Source organism: Aliirhizobium sp. YIM B11859, from assembly GCF_057163345.1.
The window spans coordinates 39,383-59,861 of the sequence record NZ_JBXHAY010000011.1 but is presented as its reverse complement, the minus strand read 5'-3'; the positions used below and the strand labels follow the sequence as shown (position 1 = coordinate 59,861).

The window sequence follows — 20,479 nt, the reverse complement described above, 5'->3', positions numbered from 1 at the left end:
TATCAGGGTTTCTTCCATTCCGTCAGCTCGGCCTCATTCGCTCTCGCCGTTGGTATGAGTGGTTTCAGCAGAATGGAACCTGTTTGCTCTCACACCCAATCGCATGTCCGCTCGCCTGAACCAGATTGCCCTGCCGCATCGCAGCGGCGCGTTGCCTGCCGTGAAGATGATCTGCTCGTCGGCACGCATGCGCAGCACTTCATGTGGCTGGATCAACGGTCTTGGCGCGAGTTGCTTGGAACGCGTGCGCGACGATCCTCGCGCCTGGGAACTGCGGCTGACCTGGTCGATCTCGACGGTGGTCATACCGCACCTGCGTGAGATGTAATCGGCGGTCTCGGGATCATTGATTGCCGCAAAGGAGATCCAACTGGCACTCTCGAACCATTTGCTCGATGCATCGCGTCCGCCATAAGTTTCGCGGAGCTGGCCGATCGATTGGTAGATCATCGTCAGGGTGATGCCGTATTTGCGTCCTGCATCGCGCGCCGTTTCCAAAATCCGCATATAGCCGAGCCTTGCCACCTCATCGAGGAGAAAAAGCGCCCTACCCTCCATTGCACCGTTGCGATTGTAGATCGCGTTCAGAAACGAGCCGATGATGACGCGCGCCAGGCCGGCATGGGTCTCCAATGTCTTAAGGTCGATGTTGATGAAGACGTCCGTCTTACCGTCCGCAATGTCATCGGTGGAGAAGCTCGATCCCGATACCAAGGCTGCATAGTTCGCATAGGAGAGCCAGTGCGTCTCGCTTATCGCATTGGCATAGACACCGGAGAAGGTCTCCGGCGTCATGTTGACGAACGCGGCGACATTTTCCTTCACGAAACCGGATCGGGAATTGTCGTAGATGTCCTGCAGTCGCTGGCGCAGTTTCGGTTCGGGTTCGGACAGGTTGGCGCGAACCTGCCGTAATGTCTGATGCTTCGCCTCGGTGTAACCGGACAGGCAGACGTCAGCGATCATCGCTGTCAGCAACTGGAGGCCAGAGGCACGGAAGAAATCGTCTCGCGCGCCATGCGCTCGTCCGCTTTCGCTCATGATCCAAGAGGCGACTGATGCAATCTCCTCCTCTTTCGTCCCGCCATGCTTCCCGATCCAGTCGAGAACGTTCATGCCCGTGTCCGGCCGCTTCGGATCGAGCACATGGACGTCGCGCGCCGCCTGGCACCGATGTTGCATCACCATCGGTGCTACCTCGTTCGATGGGTCCAGGACCACAAGCGCCCCGGCCCATTTGAGCGCCGTGGGCACGGTAACGGACATCGTCTTGAAGCCACCCGAACCGGCAAAGACAATCCCGTGGGATGAACCGAACGAACCATCGAAGCACAGTAGCGGTGCTGTACCACCTTTGCCCCAGCTATCGCGCCGACTGGCCCGAAACCTGAGGGCCGCCGTGCTGTCGCGATCGACGCGATAGGCTTCGCCGACCACGATGCCGCCGCGCTGGTCAAAGAGTTTTTCCGCCTCTGTCAGGTTCATCCAATCGGCCTCACCGTGCATGGCGCGCTTGCCCCTGATGCGCTTCGGTTCGGATGACGCGAAGGCGCCATTTCCGGAAATTGCGACACGTAGTGCAAAGCACGCTGTCACGATCACCATCCCTGCTCCAGTCATGGTCGCAGGGTCGAGGAGTGGGAGGACTGATTGTCCGTCTGGTATCTCGTTTACGAAACCTGAAAGTCGGACCGCTTCGCGGATCAGTGCAATCAAGATCGTGCCGATGCCGCCTCCGAAAACGCCCCACCCGGCATAGCGGATGTGACGTGCACCGGAAATGGCGAACAGGGCGGTGATCCCCGCGCCAGCGGCCAGAATATAGGGTGCGGCGATCCCGCCGCGGCCTAGCATTAGGCGGGCCTTCTCGCTTTTTCCGAGCGTGGCCAACCATTGTTCTGTCCCTGACAGGCCGATGGTGATCGCGATCATCAGTATGACAGGAGCGACAACCAGAAAAATCCTACTGCCGGTCATTGTCGAATGCCTCCGCACCGATGGCGATCAATCTTTCCCGTTCGCGCCCATCGTCCTTCAGACGACGGGTGAGATCGATGAGCGCGCCGAGCAATAATGCCCTCTTCTCGTAACGTAGGCCTGCTTTGACGATCAGGCCACCGAGCTCGATCTTCTCGCGGGTGTCCTTCTTCCGCGCCTCGGCTGTCATCGATCTCGCCATCCGCTCAAGCCTCACCACCGTCGCCCGCAAACGAGCCAGCACTGTTTTTTTCCGCGGTAAAATTCTTTTTCCCTGCGTTTGCACCGTTGTTTCCTCGAAACTGCTTTCCCGCAGTTTCGAATGCCGTCAGCAGCTCGGCTTCATCGATTTCCATCTCGCCCAGGCCGGCCTTGAGTGCGATGCGCCCGATCCGCTCGGCCTCGCGGGTTTCAGCCTGGCGCAACTGATCCTGCAGCCGTGCGATGTCTTTGCGAAGTTGGAGCGATGATTTCTTCATTTCCGGTCGATCCCCGTCTGATGAGACATTCGAGATTGCGTCATTCAACAGGGGCAGGTTTGGACAGATCGAGGCGCCGAACTAGTGACAGAAATGCTAGTTGGCGCAGCCAACGCCTTTGAGCATCATCCCGACCGTTCAAGAGGACGGTTTTCAAGGGCGCAATTATACGTCGCTGTCGCGACGTGTTGCTGAGAGCACCCTGGCGGGGCCGATACCTTCCTCGAACACTTTGAATTTGTTCCATTTCAGGAGTTGCTATCTCGTGGCCGTCCCGCATTTTTCAGTCAGCATCGTTGCTCGCGGCTCCGGCCGCAGCGCGGTGCTGTCGGCGGCCTACCGGCACTGTGCCAAGATGGAGTTCGAGCGGGAAGCGAGAACGATCGATTTTAGCCGCAAGCAAGGGCTGCGGCATGAGGAGTTCGCGATACCGGCCGATGCGCCGGACTGGCTGAAGGTGATGGTTTCGCATCGTTCGGTGTCCGGTGCTTCGGAAGCCTTTTGGAACGCGGTCGAGGCTTTCGAGAAACGCTCCGACGCGCAACTGGCCAAGGACGTGACCATTGCACTGCCAATCGAGCTGTCGGCAGAGCAGAATATCGAGCTTATCCGGGATTTCGTGGCAAGGGACATCATCGCGAATGGGATGGTAGCCGACTGGGTCTTCCACGATGCACCCGGCAACCCGCATGTCCACCTGATGATGACATTGCGTCCGCTGACGGAAGACGGTTTCGGCTCTAAGAAGATTGCTGTCATGGGCCTTGACGGGAACCCGGTCCGCAACGATGGCGGCAAGCTCGTCTATGAGCTTTGGGCGGGCGGCGCCGATGATTTCAACGCGTTTCGGGACGGCTGGTTCGCCTGCCAGAACTTGCATTTGGCGCGGGCTGGGCTCGACATCCGTATCGATGGCCGATCCTTCGAGAAGCAGGGGATCGAGCTGACGCCGACCATCCATTTGGGCGTCGGGACGAAAGCGATCGAGCGGAAGGCGGAAGGGCGTGGACCGGGGGAACGGGAGCAGGAAGTTTCGCTCGAGCGGCTGGCGCTGCAGGAAGAGCGTCGCGCCGAGAATTCCCGCCGGATCCAGCGCAATCCCGAAATTGTCCTCGACCTGATCACGCGCGAGAAAAGCGTCTTCGATGAGCGCGATGTCGCAAAAATCCTGCATCGCTATATCGACGATGCGGGCCTGTTCCAGAGCTTGATGGCGCGCATTCTGCAAAGCCCGCAGACGCTGCGTCTCGACCGCGAGCGGATCGACTTCACCACGGGCATCAGGGCGCCGGCCAAATACACCACGCGCGAGCTGATCCGGCTTGAAGCCGAGATGGCCAATCGCGCTATCTGGCTGTCACAGCGAACCTCGCACATGGTCGATGCGAAGACCCTCAAGGCTGTCTTTGCCCGTCATTCCAGACTGTCGGATGAGCAGAGGACGGCAATCGAGCATGTCGCGGGACCCGCGCGAATCGCCGCTGTCATCGGCCGAGCCGGAGCCGGCAAGACGACAATGATGAAGGCAGCCCGCGAAGCCTGGGAGGCTGCGGGCTACCGGGTGGTCGGCAGCGCCCTTGCCGGCAAGGCGGCCGAAGGTCTGGAGAAGGAAGCAGGTATTGCGTCGCGGACGCTGTCGTCATGGGAGCTTCGATGGCGCCAGGGCAGAAACCAGCTCGATGACAGGACGGTCATGGTTCTGGACGAGGCCGGCATGGTCTCGTCTCGCCAGATGGCGCTGTTGGTCGAAACCGCTACGAGTGCTGGCGCCAAACTCGTCCTGGTCGGCGATCCGGAACAGCTGCAGCCGATTGAAGCGGGTGCCGCCTTCCGTGCCATTTCCGATCGTATCGGCTATGCCGAGCTGGAAACCATCTATCGCCAGCGCGAGCAGTGGATGCGTGATGCATCGCTCGATCTCGCGCGCGGCCGCATCGGAAAGGCAGTCGCCGCCTACGAAACCCACGGGAAGATGATCAGTGCGAAGCTAAAGACGGATGCGGTCCAGAACCTCATCGCCGACTGGAACCGCGACTATGATCCGGAAAAGTCTTCATTGATCCTCGCTCACCTGCGCCGTGACGTCCGTATGCTCAACGAGCTCGCGCGCGCTAAGCTCGTTGAGCGGGGCCTGGTCGAGGGCGGATCGCCCTTCAAGACCGCCGACGGTGTCAGGATGTTTGCGGCCGGGGACCAGATCGTTTTCCTAAAGAACGAGGGATCGCTCGGGGTCAAGAACGGCATGCTGGCCAAGGTGGTCGAAGCCGCACCCGGTCGCCTTACCGCCGTTATCGGCGAAGGCGCTGACGCCAAGCGAATTACCGTTGAGCAGCGCTTCTATAACAATATCGATCATGGCTATGCGACGACCGTCCATAAGAGCCAGGGTGCGACTGTCGGTCGGGTGAAGGTGCTGGCCTCGTTGTCGCTGGACCGCCATCTCACCTATGTCGCCATGACCCGCCATCGCGAGGATCTCGGCGTCTACTACGGTACCCGTTCCTTCGCCAAGGCCGGCGGCCTCGTCGAGCTGCTGTCGCGTAAGAATTCCAAGGAAACGACGCTCGATTACGCGGGTGGGTCGCTCTACCGACAGGCGCTTCGCTTTGCCGAGGCTCGCGGTCTGCATCTCGTCAACGTCGCGCGGACCGTTGCCCGGGATAGGATGGAGTGGACGGTGCGGCAGAAGCAGAGGCTGGCCGATCTGGCCGGCCGGCTCGTGGCCATCGGGGCCCGCATCGGTCTCTCCTCATCCCAGTCCCATTCGCCCGCGCAAGCCACCGCAAAGGAGGCCAAGCCCATGGTCGCAGGTATCACGACCTTCCCGAAATCGATCGACCAGGCGGTCGAGGACAAGCTGGCTGCCGATCCCGGACTAAGGAAGCAATGGGACGATGTCTCGATGCGCTTCCATCTCGTCTATGCCGATCCGCAATCGGCCTTCAAGGCTGTTAATGTCGATGCCATGCTGGCAGAGAAGTCCACCGCCGCCAACACCCTGTTCAAGGTGGCGAACGAGCCGGAGAGCTTCGGGGCATTGAAGGGCAAAACCGGGATCTTTGCCGGCAAGGCCGACAAGCACGACCGCGACACCGCATTCCTCAATGTATCGGCTCTGGCCCGCAATCTCGAACAGTATCTCAAGGCACGTGCCGAGGCCGAGCACAAACACGAGGCCGAGGAACGTGACGTCCGCGCGAAGCTCTCGATCGACATCCCGGCTCTGTCGGCGAATGCGAAGTCCGTGCTCGAACGGGTCCGCGACGCCATTGATCGCAACGACCTGCCGGCGGGGCTCGAATATGCGCTGTCCGACAAAATGGTGAAGGCCGAGTTGGAGGGTTTTGCCCGTGCCGTCTCCGAGCGCTTTGGCGAGAGGACATTCCTCGGGATCGCAGCCAAAAGCAACGATGGCGAAGCATTCCAGCGTATGACGGCCAGCATGGCGCCTGGCCAGAAAGCCGAGGTCAAGGTGGCCTGGGATCACATGCGCACGGTCCAGCAGCTCTCCGCCCATGAGCGCTCGGTCGCTGCCTTGAAACAGTCCGAGGCGATGCGGCAGGCGAAGACGACGGGGCTATCGCTCAAGTGACCCCCTTTCTCTCAGACGCTCAGAAAGTAACGCGTCAATCGCGTGGCCCGATGCGGATATTGATGGTTGCAACGATCGCCTGTGTTGGCATTGGAGTTGTCGGCTTATGGGGCGGGTTGCGGATCAATACGACCCCAAGCGAGCCGCTGGGCCTGTGGCAAATCACGCCGCTCGACCGGCCCGCAGAGAAGGGCGATCTCGTCTTCGTCTGCATGCCACAAAATGCCAGCGGCGCGATCGGAAAAGCGAGGGGCTATCTTCGGCCTGGATTGTGCCCGGACGGGACCGGCCCGTTGATCAAAACGGTCGTGGCGGTCGCCGGAGAAAAGATCACTGTGGACGGGTTCGTCGCCATCGATGGGATTGCGCTCGCCAACTCCCGTGTTGTCGAAATCGATGGCAAGGGGAGACCGCTTGTCTCCTATCCCGGGGGTGTGATCCCCAACGGTCAGGTGTTTCTCCACTCGCCGTTCGCCGGCTCCTGGGATAGCCGATATTTTGGCCCGATCCCCGCTTCCGGCATCCTCGGCCTGGCCCGCGGGGTTTTGACCTATGCGCCGTGATCTTGCGTTTTCCGCCGTGCTGACCACTCTCTCGGCAGTGGCAGGTCTGATCGGCTGGAGCGGGTTCGCGCTGGCACTCCCCGCCAGCCTCGCCTTTCCGATCCTGTGGTCGATATCTCCAAACCGATGGTCGTCCGCCGCAGTGTCCGCGGGCTATTTTCTGGCTGCGTCTCGGGGCCTGCCGCAGGGCGTCGCTTCCTTTTACCAGTCCGACCTATTGCCGGGGCTGGCACTCTGGATCACGGCCTCGATCGGGTTCGTCTTCGTCCACGCGATGCTCTGGACGCGGCGCGCGGGGTGGTCTCGGCCGCTCCGCTATTTCCTGGCGATGCTGCTCATGGCCCTGCCCCCGTTTGGCATCGTCGGCTGGGCTCATCCGATCACGGCGGCAGGCATTCTCCTGCCGGGATGGGGTTGGTCTGGGCTTACCGTGATGGCAGCCGGGCTTGCGATCTTGACGACCCGATATCGGCCGGCTGCAGCCATAGTCGCCGTGGTTCTATGGCTCTCGTCCGCCGCGTGCTGGACACCTGGAATCCTAGATCAGTCCTGGCACGGTGTCGACCTGCAATATGGCCGTAGCCTCGGGCGGAACGTTTCTCTGACCCGCTATGCCGCGCTGAGTAGGAAAGTGGACACGTCTCGGCCTCGAGACGCATCGCTCGTCGTTCTTCCCGAAAGCGCGCTGGGTTTCTGGACCCCGACCACCGAGCGGTGGTGGAGCAACCAGCTGAAAGGCAGCGGCATATCCGTGCTCGCCGGCGCCGCGGTGGTCACCGCTACGGGCTATGACAACGTGCTCGTTCGCGTGACACCCGCCGGTGGAGAGGTTGTCTATCGGGAGCGCATGCCGGTTCCTGGATCGATGTGGCAACCTTGGGCTCCGCTCACCGGCACTACGGGCGGCGCGCGGGCTGCGTTCTTTGCCAATCCCGTTGTAGAGATCGACCGGCGTCGTGCCGCGCCGCTGATCTGTTACGAGCAGTTGCTCGTCTGGCCGATCCTCCAGTCGATGCTCTTCGATCCGGACGTAATCGTCGCCGCCGGCAATGGCTGGTGGACGGCTGGCACCTCCATCATCGCCATTCAACGTGCAAACGTCGAAGCCTGGGCGCGTCTGTTCGACAAGCCCGTGGTGATGTCCTTCAATACTTGACCTGGAGACACCCAATGGACGCCGAGCTGCTGAAAGAATGCGCCGATCCCTCGCTCAAGCCGGCAGTGATCGAGCAATTCATCGATCAAGCCGGATCGAGCGATCCCCTTGCGATCAGCGTGACGTCCGATGGCCGGCGGATTCTCGTGCCGCGGCCTCGATCCGCCAAGGAGGCGATATCAATTGTTCGGCACTCTGTCGGAAAGGGTGTGGTCCGCGTTGGGCTGACCCAGTATCCGGCGGGCGTCGGCGTCAAGGATGCCTCCGAGATCGATGATGCCCTTGTCAACCCTTGTAAAAACCTTCGCAATGGGACCGCCATGTTCGCCAAGATCATGCGGATCGTTGCGAAGTGGTATGGTGATCCGCAGGAAATAGAAAAGCTGCCGCAGATCTTCGATGACGCCGTGGTCGCATGGCAGACCGGAGAGTTTCAGGGAACTCTCGTGTTTCAGGCGGAAGATCCGCAGCCGGTCAAGATGCGGCGAATTATGTGGCCTGCCGACAAGGCCGAGGATGCCACAGATCTTAAGGGCGTCAGTGTCGATGATGCAGCGCCGATAGCCAGTTCGCGGGTATTGCCGATGCCGGACAATCGAGTTGTGAACGATGCCAATCCCGACCTCGCGGGCATCAGGATAGATCTCACTCGCATTGGTGGCCATGGTTTATCGGGAAATGAATGATCAATTCGCAAACCGTGCTACGGCCACCCCCTTGCTTCTGCGAAGAATGCCGTCACGAGGTCGACAATAGCGCATGGCGCTATGCCTTGGATGAGTTCGTCCGCGTTGACCGTTTTGCCGATGAAAGCTCGTCCTCCAGATCTCATTCCGCAGCCGGTTGAGGACGTTCGCTTGCCGGGAATTGAGATGGACGGCAAATGCCTCCCAGACGTCATTCTTCAAGATGACGTTGTCGAACGTGAGAAGTGCGCCGCCGGCGGCATTGCCCAGACGATTGAGTAAACACTGGATAGAGCAGGCTACTTGCCTGAAGCGAGGATCAGATATTTCCTATCCTGTAGAGCTACCGCGAGGCCTGTAAAATGTCGGGTCCGGTATCGGAACGGCCTTCATGAGTGCCTTTGTATAGTCTTCCCGCGGCGACTCGAAAATCTCTCGACGGGTACCTGCCTCGACAATCTCACCTCCATGCATAACGGCGACCTTGTGCGACATGCGCTCGATGACGGCCATGTCATGCGAGATGAAGAGATAGGCGAGGCCCATCGTCTCCTGCAATTCCCGCATCAGGTCCAGCACCTGTGCGCGGACCGACACGTCAAGCGCTGCCACACTTTCGTCGGCGACTATCAGCTTGGGTTCAAGCGCAAGCGCGCGGGCGATGCAGATGCGCTGTCGCTGGCCGCCGGAGAACTCATGCGGGTAGCGCGAAGCAGCATCCGGCGTTAGCCCGACCCGTCGCAGCAGGTCGGCCACCCGTTCGCGTCGCTGTGAGGGTGTACCGATACTGTGAATGGTCATCGGTTCGGCGATCGCCTTGCCGACGGACATGCGGGGGTCGAGCGAGGCATAGGGATCCTGAAAGATCATCTGCGCCGAGCGGCGCACGGGCCGCATCTCGTGCTGCGACAGGCGGGCGATGTCATAACCATCGATCTCTACCGACCCCGAGAACGGAATGAGTCCGAGGGCTGCCTTGCCCGTCGTCGATTTTCCGGAGCCGCTTTCGCCGACGAGCCCCATCGTCTCACCCGGCATGATCTCAAAGGAAATGTTGCGTACCGTCGCCGGCGCCGCCTGCCTGCGGAACGGCAAGCCAGACCCATGACCGTAACTGACGCTCAGGTCGCGGACGTTGAGGATCGGTGCCGTCGCTCTTTCCTTAGGTTGCAGCGCAGCCTCCGAAACCCGGGGCGGACCGTCTGTGCCCGCAAAAGCGCCGAGCCTCGGTACAGCTGCCAGCAGCCGGCGCGTATAGGGCTCCGAAGGACTTGCAAAGAGATCGAGCGAATTGCGCTGCTCGACGATCCTTCCATTCTGCATGATCGCAACGCGATCGGCCATCTCTGCCACAACGCCCATGTCATGGGTGATCATCACGATCGAAGTACCGAATTCACCTTTCAGCTCCCGCATCAGGTCGAGGATCTGTGCCTGCACGGTCACGTCGAGCGCGGTGGTCGGCTCGTCGGCGATCAGCACTTTTGGACGACAGGAGAGTGCCATGGCGATCATCACGCGCTGGCGCATGCCACCTGACAGCTCATGCGGATATTGCTTTAGCCGCCGCGTCGGATCGGCGATCTGCACCGCTTCCAGCATCTGTCGGGCAATCGTTTCGGCATTCTGCGCCTGCTGGTGTTCGCGGATCGCCTCCGTCAGCTGCCCCCCGATGCTCATCACCGGATTGAGCGATGTCATCGGCTCCTGGAAGATCATCGCGATCTCGCCACCGCGGATATGCCGCATCTGGCTGTTGGAAAGCCGCGTCAGATCCCGGTCACCCAAAATGATATTGCCCGACGTGACACGCAGCGACGCCTTCGGCAACAACCCCATGATCGACAGAGAGGTGACGGACTTGCCCGATCCGCTCTCGCCGGCAAGGCACAGCGTCTCCCCTGCCCTGAGATCGAAGCTGACATCATCGAGGACGCGCTTCAGCCCGTCCGGCGTGCGCGCGTCGACGCAGAGATTTTCGATCCGCAGCACCGGCTTTTCGTGACCATTCACCTTCGTCACGAAAGAACGATCCGCGGAAAATAGAACGAGACGACCCAGTTCGGCATGTCGACAATCTCGCTGATCCGCAGATCGCCGCAGACAGAGCAGAGCATATAGGCATCGACCGCGCTGTAACCGTGTTCGGCGGTCAGAAGATCGATCATCCGCATGACGGCTTCACGAGCGCCCGTCATCAGGTCCGGACCGATGCCCGTCGTCACCTCATAACCCATGCCGTCGAGATGGCGCGTGACCGGCTCTGTCACTGTGAATCGAGGCGTCTTCAGGTTGGCGCCCTTCACCAGATCAAGTGTCAGTTCGACATTCATCTGGCTTTCGATCGCCGTGCCGCAAACCTCACCGTCCCCTTGGGCCGCATGGGTATCGCCGACGGAAAACAGTGCGCCTTCCACCTCGATCGGCAGATAGAGTATGACCCCGGTGCTCAGATCGCGAATGTCCATATTGCCACCGACCTGGCGCGGCGGAACGACGGAATGCAGGCCGGGTTCGGCAGGCGCAACCCCGATCGTGCCGGTAAATGGCTTCAGCGGCACCTTGCCGCCGGGCCCGAAGGCCGACGGCGCCATGGATATGCTGTCGTATGTCCAGACATGCAGGGCAGGATCCTTGAACTGATCGGCGAGCAGGCCGAAGCCTGGAATATTCGCTGTCCAGCCAACGCCCGACGGGTGGAATTTGCGGATCGTCACCTTCAACGCATCGCCGGGCTTGGCGCCTTCGACATAGACCGGTCCGGAAACCGGATTGATCTTGCCGAAATCGAGATTGGTAAGCGTAGCAAGCGTGGCATCGGCGCCGATCTGGCCGCCGGACGAATCCATGCATTCGAACAGGATGGTCTCGCCCGGCTTTGCCGTCAGTGCCGGCGGAAAATCGCGGTTCCAGCCGAAATTATGCTGGGCCTGATGGATGGTGTGATTGCAGATGCTGCACATATGGATGCTCCGAGAAATTGCCCTCACCCTGATCCTCTCCCCACTCGCAGGGAGAGGGAACGGCAGCCGGATGAGGGGCTGCCTTCAGTGCAGACGATCCTACTTCACGAAGATCGCATCGTAGTTGATGACGCGGGTCGGATCGATATACACGTTGTTCTCGCCGCCCATGCGCAGCGACTTGGCAACGACACGGCGCTCGTTGGTGACCGGGATCCACGGTGCGTCGGCCATCGCGTCGGTGAAGATCTTCTTCCAGGTTTCGACACGTTCCGCCGACTTTGCCGGATCCGACATGGAATCGGCCGCCGTCGCCCGCTTATCGAGATCTTCATTGCAATACCAGGACCAGTTCCAGCCGCCCTGTACCGCACCGGCGCAGCCGAGGATCGGGCCGTAGAAATTGGACGGATCCGGGAAGTCGGCAATCCAGGCCATGCCACCGGACCAGATCATCGGGGCTTCGCCTTCCGTACCGCCGGCGGCGATCACATTGCCCTGCGCCAGCGCGCGGATCTCGGCCTTGATGCCGATCGCCGCCAGATCCTGCTGGATCGCCTGGGCGATACGCGGCTGCGGATCGGTATTGGTGGCATAGAGCACGGTTTCGAAGCCGTTTGCCAGGCCGGCTTCGGCGAGCAGCGACTTCGCCTTTGCCACGTCATAGGCATAACCGGCATAATCCTTGTCATAGCCCGGCATCAGCGGTGGCAACACTTCCTTGGCAGGCGTGGCGCGGCCATTGAGGATGCGCACGATGCGCTCCTTGTTGATCGCGTGGTTCACCGCCTGACGAACCTTCAGGTCGTCGAAGGGTTTCACCTTGGTGTTCAGCGTCACGTAACCGGTGTGAAGCTGCTCACCATCGACGATCATCTGTGCGCCATCGGCCGAGTTCTTGATTTCCAGGAACTTGGCCGGCGGAATGCCGTCGCCGGCAATATCGACCTCGCCCTTTTGCAGGCGCAGCAGCGCCACCAGCGGTTCCTGGCCGACCTCGACCGTGAAACTGTCGATCTTTGGCGTATCCTTGATGTAATAGGCGGGGTTCTTTTCAAACACGAGCTTCTGGCCGATCACCCAATCCTTGAGGGTAAACGTGCCGGAGCCGACCGGGTGCTTGCCGAAGTCACCACTGGCGGCCTCGACGGCTTCCTTCGGCACGACGGAGGCGAAATTGATCGCCAGCACATGCAGGAAGGTCGCATCCGGGCGCGAAAGCTTGAAGATGACGGTGCCGTCATCCGGTGTCTCTATGCCTGAAAGGCCGGCTGCCTTGCCTCCGGTCAGATCCTCGAAGCCGTTGATCGCGCCGAAAAAGCCGGCGCCCGGGCCTTGGGTCTTCGGATCGACGGCCCGTTCGATCGAATATTTGACGTCGGAGGCGATTACGTCGCGGCCGGTCGAAAACTTCACGCCTTTGCGCAGCTTGAACGTATAGGTGAGGCCATCGGGTGCGACCTCGAAGCTTTCTGCGAGCGAGGGAACGAGATTGGCGGTGCCGGGTTCGTAGTCCACCAGGCGCGAATAAAGGCTTTTGATCATCGACCAGTTGACCCAGTCATAACCAATAGCCGGGTCAAGCGTGACGATATCGTCCTTGTAGGTGACGACGATATCCTTGCCCTCGGCCATCGCGGCGAGAGGTGCGAGCAGGATCGCCGCTGCAGTCGTTGTTCCAAGTAACCAGCTCTTGAGCATTTCAGGTCCCCTTTTGGCTTTGGTCAGGATGTTCGGATGCGTGGATCGATGAGTGGTGCGATCATGTCGGCGATGAGATTGCCGGCGACGATCGCGAGCGCCGAAGTCAGCGTCACGCCCATGATGATCGGGATATCGACCTGCTGGATCGCCTGCCAGGCGAGCTGACCGATGCCCGGCCAGCCATAAACGGCCTCGACCACGACGACCCCACCCATGAACTGGCCGATATCGATGCCGATCATCGCGACGATCGGCAGGATGGCGTTGGGCAGCGCATGACGGAAAATGATCCGGCGCGACGACAGTCCCTTGGCACGGGCGGTGCGGACGTAATCCTGATTCAGGACGTCGATCATCGCCGAGCGCACCATGCGCGCATACCAGCCGGCACCGAGCACGCCGAGCGTTGCCGCGGGCAGGACCACATGGGCAAAGCTTCCGTAGCCACTCATCGGAAACCAGCCGAGCGTGACGGCGAAGACATAAAGCAGCAGCAGCGCCACGACGAATTGCGGTGCCGACACGCCAACGAAAGAGGCCATCATCACCACGCGGTCGACCATACCGCCGCGTTTCACGGCTGCAATCGTGCCGAATGTGATGCCGAGCACGACCTCGACGAAAATTCCGGCTGCCATGAGTGTCAGCGTCGCCGGTAGGCGCGCGACGATCAGCGTCCAGACTTCCGTCTTCTGGGCATAGGATCGGCCAAGATCGCCCTGCAGCAGGCCGGAAAGATAAGTCCAGAACTGGATCAGAAGCGGTTGATCGAGGCCGAGTTCGCGGCGGATGGAGGCAACCGTCTGCGCCGTGGCACTGCGGCCGGCAATCATCCGCGCCGGATCGGCCGGCAGCGCATAGAGGAGAACGAAGGTGACGGCGGCCACGCCGATCAGGATAAGGAAGGCCTGGGCGAGGCGACGAAGAAGCATGAAGGCCATCAGCCCCTCCCCCGCTGCGTCGGGTCGAGAATATCGCGCAGGGCATCGCCGACGAGATTGAAGGCAAGCGCCGTCAGGAGAATGACCGCTCCGGGAAAGAACACCAGCCAGGGCGCGGCCTGAAAATAACTCTGGCTTTCGAAGATGATATTCCCCCAGGACGGTTCGGGCGGCTGCACGCCGATGCCGAGGAAGGACAAGGTCGCTTCGAGCAGAACCGTGGTGGCTATGCCGAGCGTGCCCCAGACGATCGCCGTCGGCACAAGATGCGGCAAGATATGAAGAAACAGGATGCGACCATGGCCGGCGCCGAGCGAGCGCTGCGCCATGATGAAATCCCGTTCGACGAGGCCGCGCGTCTCGGTATAGACGATGCGCGCCACCTGCACCCAGTTGACCAGCGCGATTACCATCGCGACGATCCAGAGGCTGGGTTTCAGCAGTGCCGCCAGGACGATGGCGAGCAGCAAGGCCGGAAAGGCCATCATCAGGTCGGTAAAGCGCATCAGGATATTGCCGGCCAGGCCGCGCAGATATCCGGCGACGATACCGATGAACAATCCGATCGCAACCGCGATTCCGTTGGCGACAAGACCGATGATCAGCGATGTGCGCGCCCCAAACAGCATGCGTGATAGAAGATCGCGGCCGAGCGTATCAGTGCCCAACACAAATGGTCCGCCGGGCGGCATGGGCGCGCCCTCCAGGGTCAGGCCGTCGAACATCTGCTCATCGGGGCTGAAGGGCGCAATCAGAGGTGCGGCCAATGCCAGAGCGACCACCACGATGACAATGACAAGCCCGAAGACAGCCGTCGGCTGGCGCAGAAGCAAACGGACGATGACCATCAGCCGACCTCCGGCAGGGCTTCTACCCCACCGAGCACGATCGCGGCCACCTGTTCCATCGTCAGGCGGCGTTGCATGGCGCAGTCGCGCAAAGCGCTGTAGGCTTCGTCCTCGGCAAGTCCGCGTGCGGCACTCAGCTTTTCAACCGCTGCATGAACGAGAGGCCGCATCCGGACACGCTCTTCGAGACGGCGCACCCGGTCGGCGACCGCGAGGCGCTCCCGATGGATCGAGACGGCCATCACCAGAGCCGGGAAAATGGCAGACGCAGCAACCGGCTTCGCAATGATCGCACTCGCACCCTTTTCCATCGCCCAGGCGATGCGGCCAGGGGCTTCCGATCCGAGCACGGCAACCAGCGGCCTGCCCGAGATGTTATCTGCCTGCGGCAGCAAATCGTCCCAGCCCTGATCGGCATCGACGAGGACAAGATCGGCGTCGTCCCACGTGACGAGCGGTTCCCAGCGACGGGTCGAACGGATACCGAGCAGGCCGAACTGGCGCTCGAGCCTTTCGGTATTGCTGTCTTCGCGATGCAGGATCACGGCCTTCCAGCCGGTAAAATTCGGCGTCCTGCTCATGAAACCACTCTCAGCTTGGCGGGCATGGCGGTGCCACGTGTGGTGAGATAGGGATCGGCGGCAAGCGCCGGGCGGGAGGAAACGACATCGAAGCCGTTATCGGCGCTAATCCGGCCAAGATGAAACGGCAGGGCGGCATGATTGGTCCGTCTGTCGATCTCGAGGGCTCCCAACAGTGAAGGCCACCTGCGGCCATAGACTTCGCGGCGGACGGCCTGGGGCTCGTCGCTTCCGGCATCAAGTATCGCGGCAATGCAGAGATCGACCGCTACATAGGCGCTGGCGAACACGCTGGAAATGCGCCGCCCATGGCCATACCGTATCGCAGCGCGGGACTTGAAGTCGCTGTTTTCGGAGGTGTTCAGCGTATCGAAATAAGAGGCCGCGCAGAGCTGTCCGATTGCGGCTCCCTTGGCGATGAGTTCGAGCTCGCATTCCATCAGGTCGCAACTGACGACCGGGCAGTTTTCCGGGCGGAAAAATGGATCCTTGTCACCGAGCGCCTTCATCGCCGCAAGAAAGGCATAGCTGGACGGACCGATCAGATTGTTAAGCACGAAACTCGGCCGCCGCTCGGCAATTTCGGCGATGATCCGCTCCACTGCCGTTTCTTCCAGCGGCAGGTAACGTTCGCCCAATATCTCCCCGCCGGCATTGGCGACCAGCTCGCGCGCCAGCCTGTTCATTTCCCAACCCCAGACATAGTTGGCGCCGGTCAGATAGGGCCGCGCGCCATAACGGGGGATCAGGTATTCGAATGCCGGGATCAGGTGCTGGTTGGGGCAGCCGCCGAGATAGATGACGCTCTCATTGGCCTCGAACCCTTCATAAGGACACATGTACCAGAGAAGGCCGTCATGTTTTTCCACCAGTGGAATGACTTCCTTGCGGGCGGCCGACGTGATCGTGCCGACGATGTGACGGCAATCGGAGCGCAACATTTGTTGAGCGCCGTCGAGATAGCCCTGCAGGCTGGCATGGGGATCGTAAAGCAGCGGCTCAATGGTGCGCCCGCTTCTCTTGGCGTTGTCTTCGATGGCAAGCATCGCGCCGTCGCGCGCATCGACACCCATCGCCCCATACGGGCCGGTGGTGGAATAGAGAATACCGATCTTCAGCGCGTCGATCATGATAGCCCAAATACAAAAACCCCATGACGCAACTCCCGCTCTTGAGCGGGGCGTCATGGGGCGAAACTGCCCAGCGACATCGAAGTCATGTGAAATGCAAACAAGGCGCTGCCTAATTCGCAGGCTTGATTAAAATACAGACATTGACGCCGAGTCAAGCAGGAAGAATTCGCACGGATTCTCCAGTGTCGGATGATTAAAACCGGACAGCTGACGGTGGCGTGCAAAAGGAGCGAGTCTTCATTCGGCTTTTCTTGTCAGACGGCCAGGCTATTCCACGGATTGGCTCCTGCATCTCCGTTTTCACATGGCAAGGCCGGGATGCAGGTTAAATTCCCAACTCCATCGATCCCATGCTGAGCGCTGATTTCCATCGCCGCCAACCACCGGCGAGATCGGCACACTTCAATCAGAGACGAGATCGGCACCAAACCATTTGAGACTGATGGCTTTCAGCGTGCCATCAGCCTTGATTGACTTCAAACCGTCGTTAAAGGCATCGGCGAGTTCGTCGTCCCCCTGCCGCAATCCGATCCCAACGCCTGGACCGAATATCCCACCTGACAAGCGCGGACCGTAGAGGCCGGCTGTTTTCCCCTCACCGGATTCAAGGAAGGCCTTCCAGACGGAATAGTCGGCCAGTCCAGCATCGATACGGCCGGCGACGAGATCGAGATTGAGGCTGTCTTGTTTATCATAGGTCCGGATTTCGACGTCATCACCAAGATACGCCTGGACGAACGCCTCGGCGTTGGTTGAGCCTTGGACACCAATGATCCGATGCATGAGATTGGTTTTTAAATTGCGCAACACGGTGTTGTCTTGGTCAGACGGAGCGGTGAGATCAACTTTCGCGTCCTCCTCCATTGGCGCGAATTTCTCTCGCTCAGCAATGACGAAATAGTTCGACGTCAGCGCGTAGGGTTCCGAAAATGCGATGACTTGCTTTCGCTTTTCGGTGATGGACATGCCGGCCATGATTGCGTCGAACTTTCCGATAGCAAGCGCCGGGATGATGCCATCCCAAGCCTGTGTGACGAACTCGCATTGAAGTTTTGCTCGATCGCAAATGGCCTTGCCGACGTCGATATCGAAGCCGACAGGACGACCGGCGGTATCGACCGCGTTCCAGGGAGGAAAGGCGCCTTCGGTGGCGATCTTCACCGGTTTTGCCGGCTGTGCACTCACCTGCCCGGATACGCAAATGAGACACATTGCAAGGATCAGTTTGTTCATTGAAGTTCCCCTTTTTTAGTTGAAATCCTAGAGATAGATTCTCGGGACATGGTCCCGCAGTTGCCCGTAAAGACCGATAATGTCGGTGCCCCAAGAGGATGCGACCTCGTCATGGGTAATGACCTGATTTCCTTGGCTCCCGAGCAGCACAACTTCGTCGCCAAATCGCGCTTCCGGGACATCACTGAGGTCAATGCGAACATGTTCGAGATGCGCTGGTGGCAATAATCGCGCACGCTTTCCCCTCACCAGGCCGATCGTGCGGTCTCCCATTCGTCGAGGAAGACCGTCTCCCCATCCCATGGCAATCACGCCAAGCAGCATTCCGTTTTTAATCCCATCGACGGCGGGCACATCACCGAGTGTTTCGTCGACGCGCTTGACCGACACGAGGCGTGTGCTGAGGGATTTTAGCGCTGGTCGAAGCGCCATCTGTCTCGATGCCCTCGTGCCCTCGGCGGCGCCAACAAGCAAGGCGCCGGGATCGACGGCATCGAAGTCCAATTCGGGATGGTTCAGGACACCTTCGGTGCTGGACATCATGACCAACGGCGGACGAAGACCAAGGTCCTGGATCTCCCGAATGACAGCAAGCATGCGCTGGAACTGCCCATGTACCTGCGATGGTCCGCCGGGCGGCAATTCGCTCATATGGGCATAGATCCCCTCGACATGAATGTCGGGAGCGCAGCACGCCGCGGCGAGAAGCTGACCCACCGTCGCTGGTGTCGCTCCCGCTCGAAAGAAGCCCAGATCGACTTTCACAAAAACACGCAGACGTGTTGTCGCTGATCGCCATTGTTGCAACTCGTCGATGCTGGATATGCTGACGGTGAGGTCGAGCGCTTCAATCGTGCGGGCAGCGGCAAGACAGGCGCCAGGATAGAGTAAAACGGGACGGGAAACGCCATGTCGGCGGATCGCTATGGCGTCAGGCAGTGATCCCACAGCAAATCCGTCAACGTTTTCCTTGGCCAACGCGCCGGCAAGCGGACCAGCCCCACATCCATAGCCGTTCCGTTTCAGGCAGGCGAAAATCTTGACGTGACCACTCAAATGCGTGCGGAGTTGACGGTAGTTGTGGCGCACCGCCTCAAGGTCGATCTCATACCAACTGCCACGTAGCTCGGCGTCAGCGAAGCCATCCGCCTCAAAAGGATGCGGTTGGCCGGCAAGTATCGTATTCATCAGCCAGCCTCCTGCACCCGGGGGCTAATATTGTTTAATGCTGTTGCCAACCGACCAGGTGATGATGGTGTCTCTCGCCTTGAATGGATCATCATCCGTCTTTCCATCCACCCGAATGCAGTTGTGATCAGGAGCGTGATGGCGAGATAAATCAGCGCCGCCGAGAAAAAGACTTCGTATGGAGAGAAGGTCTGGGCCACGATCTTGCGGGCGGTGCCTGTCAATTCCATCAGCGTGATTGTGCTCGCAAGGGAACTTGACTTGAGCATCAGCACGAGTTCGTTCGTATAAGCGGGGAACGAAAGCCGGAGAGCCGAAGGCAAGACCAGTCGCCGCGTTCGTAGGCTATAGGACATGCCAAGTGCCTTGGCGGCCTCGACCTCTCCAAAGGGAACCGATCGAATACCTCCCCGGAAAATCTCGGTCGTGTAAGCGGCATGATTGAGAGAAAAAACAATCAGCGCGCACCAGAATGGCTCCCGCAAGACAGGCCACAGGACGCTTGATCGAACCCAGTCGCTCTGACTCGTGCCATAGTACACCAGGAATAACTGGACGAGCAGCGGAGTGCCGCGAAACAGGAATGTGTAAATGAGCACCGGGTAGGACAGCACAGCCGACGTCGATGCTCGCATCAACGCAAGCGGCACTGCGAGCGCCGCGCCAAGGACCAGCGATGTCGCAGTCAATTGAGCGGTCAGCAGCATGCCATCGACCAGAAGCGGCAACACATCCACGATCAACGTAAGGTTCATGGTCTCTCTCCTCACGCAGAAAAACGCACACCACGGCAAGCATGGCGTTCAAGCATTGCCAGTCCGGCAAGCGAGACCGAGGTGAACGCCAGGTAGAGCACTGCTGCCACCGCGTAAAATTTGAAAGGATCGTGTGTAACCCCCGCGGCAATACTCGCTTTCCGCATCAGGTCATCGAGACCGACCACGGATATCAGAGCTGTGTCCTTGAGCAGGCTCAGCCAGAGGTTTCCAAGCCCAGGCAAGGCGTAACGCCACATCTGGGGAAGGATGACAAGACGCCAGATGAGGAAACTCGACAGTCCGAGTGCACGCGCGGCCTCGATCTGTCCTTGCGGCACAGCCTCGATGGCCGCCCTGAACACCTCGGTTGCATAGGCCGCAAATACCAGGGTCAGCGCACACACGCCGGCCGCAAATCCGTTCACTTCAATGTATCTCCCGAAGAGATGCGATAGAAGGACGGTTCCGCCAAAATAAAGAATCAAAATGACAAGAAGCTCCGGAATGCCGCGAATGATCGTCGTGTAAGCACCCGCGAGAGACCTGATCATCCCGGAGCGTGCGCGCTTGGCCATTGCACCACAGAGCCCGAACCCGATGCCGAGGATGAGGCTGGTCAGCGCTGTCTGGACTGTTGTCAGGGCGCCGATTGCAATCTGGTCGCCGAAACCTTGCAT

18 protein-coding genes are annotated in these 20,479 nt (G+C 60.2%); 4 read left to right on the top strand and 14 right to left on the bottom strand.

Annotated features, from left to right (window positions below):
- Nucleotides 1-33: 33 nt before the first annotated feature.
- Genes traG through AC2GXZ_RS28465 form a run of 3 tightly spaced genes read right to left on the bottom strand, consistent with a single transcriptional unit; the run spans nucleotide 34 to nucleotide 2,456 of the window.
- Nucleotides 34-1,977, bottom strand: coding sequence for a Ti-type conjugative transfer system protein TraG (traG, locus tag AC2GXZ_RS28475; protein WP_483762628.1), 1,944 nt, complete (start codon nucleotides 1,975-1,977; stop codon nucleotides 34-36).
- Nucleotides 1,964-2,179 (bottom strand): type IV conjugative transfer system coupling protein TraD, encoded by a 216-nt coding sequence (gene traD, locus AC2GXZ_RS28470; protein WP_483762627.1) that lies wholly within the window; start codon nucleotides 2,177-2,179, stop codon nucleotides 1,964-1,966. Before traD ends, traG begins: the two co-directional genes overlap by 14 nt.
- 4 nt (nucleotides 2,180-2,183) lie before the next feature.
- Nucleotides 2,184-2,456, bottom strand: a complete 273-nt coding sequence (locus AC2GXZ_RS28465; protein WP_483762626.1) for a TraC family protein — start codon at nucleotides 2,454-2,456, stop codon at nucleotides 2,184-2,186.
- A 265-nt stretch (nucleotides 2,457-2,721) separates the two neighbouring features.
- On the opposite strand from AC2GXZ_RS28465, the gene traA reads away from it, so the two are divergent.
- The 4 genes from traA (at nucleotide 2,722) to AC2GXZ_RS28445 (ending at nucleotide 8,453) form a co-directional block, all read left to right on the top strand.
- A complete protein-coding gene (gene traA, locus AC2GXZ_RS28460) occupies nucleotides 2,722-6,048 on the top strand; it encodes a Ti-type conjugative transfer relaxase TraA (protein WP_483762625.1) in 3,327 nt (1,108 codons plus the stop codon).
- 62 nt (nucleotides 6,049-6,110) lie between these two features.
- Complete coding sequence (gene traF / locus AC2GXZ_RS28455) at nucleotides 6,111-6,611, top strand: conjugative transfer signal peptidase TraF (RefSeq protein ID WP_483762624.1); 501 nt, start codon at nucleotides 6,111-6,113, stop codon at nucleotides 6,609-6,611.
- Nucleotides 6,601-7,767 (top strand): conjugal transfer protein TraB, encoded by a 1,167-nt coding sequence (locus AC2GXZ_RS28450; RefSeq protein WP_483762623.1) that lies wholly within the window; start codon nucleotides 6,601-6,603, stop codon nucleotides 7,765-7,767. Before traF ends, AC2GXZ_RS28450 begins: the two co-directional genes overlap by 11 nt.
- Nucleotides 7,668-8,453 (top strand): TraH family protein, encoded by a 786-nt coding sequence (locus AC2GXZ_RS28445; protein ID WP_483762622.1) that lies wholly within the window; start codon nucleotides 7,668-7,670, stop codon nucleotides 8,451-8,453. The genes AC2GXZ_RS28450 and AC2GXZ_RS28445 overlap by 100 nt, the downstream gene beginning before the upstream one ends.
- 330 nt (nucleotides 8,454-8,783) lie before the next feature.
- Here AC2GXZ_RS28445 and AC2GXZ_RS28440 read toward each other — a convergent pair whose 3' ends face one another.
- The 11 genes from AC2GXZ_RS28440 to AC2GXZ_RS28390 form a co-directional block, all read right to left on the bottom strand.
- Nucleotides 8,784-10,475, bottom strand: a complete 1,692-nt coding sequence (locus AC2GXZ_RS28440) for an ABC transporter ATP-binding protein (RefSeq protein ID WP_483762621.1) — start codon at nucleotides 10,473-10,475, stop codon at nucleotides 8,784-8,786.
- Complete coding sequence (locus tag AC2GXZ_RS28435; protein ID WP_483762620.1) at nucleotides 10,472-11,416, bottom strand: acetamidase/formamidase family protein; 945 nt, start codon at nucleotides 11,414-11,416, stop codon at nucleotides 10,472-10,474. Before AC2GXZ_RS28435 ends, AC2GXZ_RS28440 begins: the two co-directional genes overlap by 4 nt.
- Nucleotides 11,417-11,515: 99 nt before the next feature.
- Nucleotides 11,516-13,117 (bottom strand): ABC transporter substrate-binding protein, encoded by a 1,602-nt coding sequence (locus AC2GXZ_RS28430; protein WP_483762619.1) that lies wholly within the window; start codon nucleotides 13,115-13,117, stop codon nucleotides 11,516-11,518.
- 23 nt (nucleotides 13,118-13,140) lie between these two features.
- A complete protein-coding gene (locus AC2GXZ_RS28425; RefSeq protein WP_483762618.1) occupies nucleotides 13,141-14,061 on the bottom strand; it encodes an ABC transporter permease in 921 nt (306 codons plus the stop codon).
- Nucleotides 14,061-14,909, bottom strand: coding sequence for an ABC transporter permease (locus tag AC2GXZ_RS28420; protein ID WP_483762617.1), 849 nt, complete (start codon nucleotides 14,907-14,909; stop codon nucleotides 14,061-14,063). The genes AC2GXZ_RS28425 and AC2GXZ_RS28420 overlap by 1 nt, the downstream gene beginning before the upstream one ends.
- Nucleotides 14,909-15,490: an ANTAR domain-containing response regulator gene (locus tag AC2GXZ_RS28415; RefSeq protein WP_483762616.1), complete on the bottom strand. Its 582-nt coding sequence runs from the start codon at nucleotides 15,488-15,490 to the stop codon at nucleotides 14,909-14,911. Before AC2GXZ_RS28415 ends, AC2GXZ_RS28420 begins: the two co-directional genes overlap by 1 nt.
- Entirely contained in the window at nucleotides 15,487-16,620 is a 1,134-nt protein-coding gene (locus AC2GXZ_RS28410; protein WP_483762615.1) for a transporter substrate-binding protein, read from the bottom strand. The genes AC2GXZ_RS28415 and AC2GXZ_RS28410 overlap by 4 nt, the downstream gene beginning before the upstream one ends.
- 405 nt (nucleotides 16,621-17,025) lie before the next feature.
- The gene (locus tag AC2GXZ_RS28405) at nucleotides 17,026-17,856 is read right to left on the bottom strand and encodes a transporter substrate-binding domain-containing protein (protein WP_483762614.1); all 831 of its coding nucleotides are present in this window, start codon (nucleotides 17,854-17,856) and stop codon (nucleotides 17,026-17,028) included.
- Between the two features lie 27 nt (nucleotides 17,857-17,883).
- Nucleotides 17,884-19,044, bottom strand: a complete 1,161-nt coding sequence (gene alr / locus AC2GXZ_RS28400) for an alanine racemase (RefSeq protein ID WP_483762613.1) — start codon at nucleotides 19,042-19,044, stop codon at nucleotides 17,884-17,886.
- Nucleotides 19,044-19,799 carry an ABC transporter permease gene (locus tag AC2GXZ_RS28395; protein ID WP_483762612.1) on the bottom strand — a complete coding sequence of 252 codons (756 nt, stop codon included), beginning with the start codon at nucleotides 19,797-19,799 and terminating at the stop codon, nucleotides 19,044-19,046. Before AC2GXZ_RS28395 ends, alr begins: the two co-directional genes overlap by 1 nt.
- Before the next feature lie 11 nt (nucleotides 19,800-19,810).
- Nucleotides 19,811-20,479 carry an ABC transporter permease gene (locus tag AC2GXZ_RS28390; RefSeq protein ID WP_483762611.1) on the bottom strand — a complete coding sequence of 223 codons (669 nt, stop codon included), beginning with the start codon at nucleotides 20,477-20,479 and terminating at the stop codon, nucleotides 19,811-19,813.

What these genes read in the sequence shown, in the direction of transcription:
- AC2GXZ_RS28425 (WP_483762618.1), bottom strand. Translation starts at nt 14,061, where the DNA reads ATGGCCTTCATGCTTCTTCGTCGCCTCGCCCAGGCCTTCCTTATCCTG.
- AC2GXZ_RS28450 (WP_483762623.1), top strand. Translation starts at nt 6,601, where the DNA reads ATGCGCCGTGATCTTGCGTTTTCCGCCGTGCTGACCACTCTCTCGGCA.
- AC2GXZ_RS28420 (WP_483762617.1), bottom strand. Translation starts at nt 14,909, where the DNA reads ATGGTCATCGTCCGTTTGCTTCTGCGCCAGCCGACGGCTGTCTTCGGG.
- AC2GXZ_RS28415 (WP_483762616.1), bottom strand. Translation starts at nt 15,490, where the DNA reads ATGAGCAGGACGCCGAATTTTACCGGCTGGAAGGCCGTGATCCTGCAT.
- traG (WP_483762628.1), bottom strand. Translation starts at nt 1,977, where the DNA reads ATGACCGGCAGTAGGATTTTTCTGGTTGTCGCTCCTGTCATACTGATG.
- AC2GXZ_RS28430 (WP_483762619.1), bottom strand. Translation starts at nt 13,117, where the DNA reads ATGCTCAAGAGCTGGTTACTTGGAACAACGACTGCAGCGGCGATCCTG.
- AC2GXZ_RS28405 (WP_483762614.1), bottom strand. Translation starts at nt 17,856, where the DNA reads ATGAACAAACTGATCCTTGCAATGTGTCTCATTTGCGTATCCGGGCAG.
- AC2GXZ_RS28390 (WP_483762611.1), bottom strand. Translation starts at nt 20,479, where the DNA reads ATGCAAGGTTTCGGCGACCAGATTGCAATCGGCGCCCTGACAACAGTC.
- AC2GXZ_RS28395 (WP_483762612.1), bottom strand. Translation starts at nt 19,799, where the DNA reads ATGAACCTTACGTTGATCGTGGATGTGTTGCCGCTTCTGGTCGATGGC.
- alr (WP_483762613.1), bottom strand. Translation starts at nt 19,044, where the DNA reads ATGAATACGATACTTGCCGGCCAACCGCATCCTTTTGAGGCGGATGGC.
- traD (WP_483762627.1), bottom strand. Translation starts at nt 2,179, where the DNA reads ATGGCGAGATCGATGACAGCCGAGGCGCGGAAGAAGGACACCCGCGAG.
- traF (WP_483762624.1), top strand. Translation starts at nt 6,111, where the DNA reads ATGGTTGCAACGATCGCCTGTGTTGGCATTGGAGTTGTCGGCTTATGG.
- AC2GXZ_RS28435 (WP_483762620.1), bottom strand. Translation starts at nt 11,416, where the DNA reads ATGTGCAGCATCTGCAATCACACCATCCATCAGGCCCAGCATAATTTC.
- AC2GXZ_RS28410 (WP_483762615.1), bottom strand. Translation starts at nt 16,620, where the DNA reads ATGATCGACGCGCTGAAGATCGGTATTCTCTATTCCACCACCGGCCCG.
- AC2GXZ_RS28465 (WP_483762626.1), bottom strand. Translation starts at nt 2,456, where the DNA reads ATGAAGAAATCATCGCTCCAACTTCGCAAAGACATCGCACGGCTGCAG.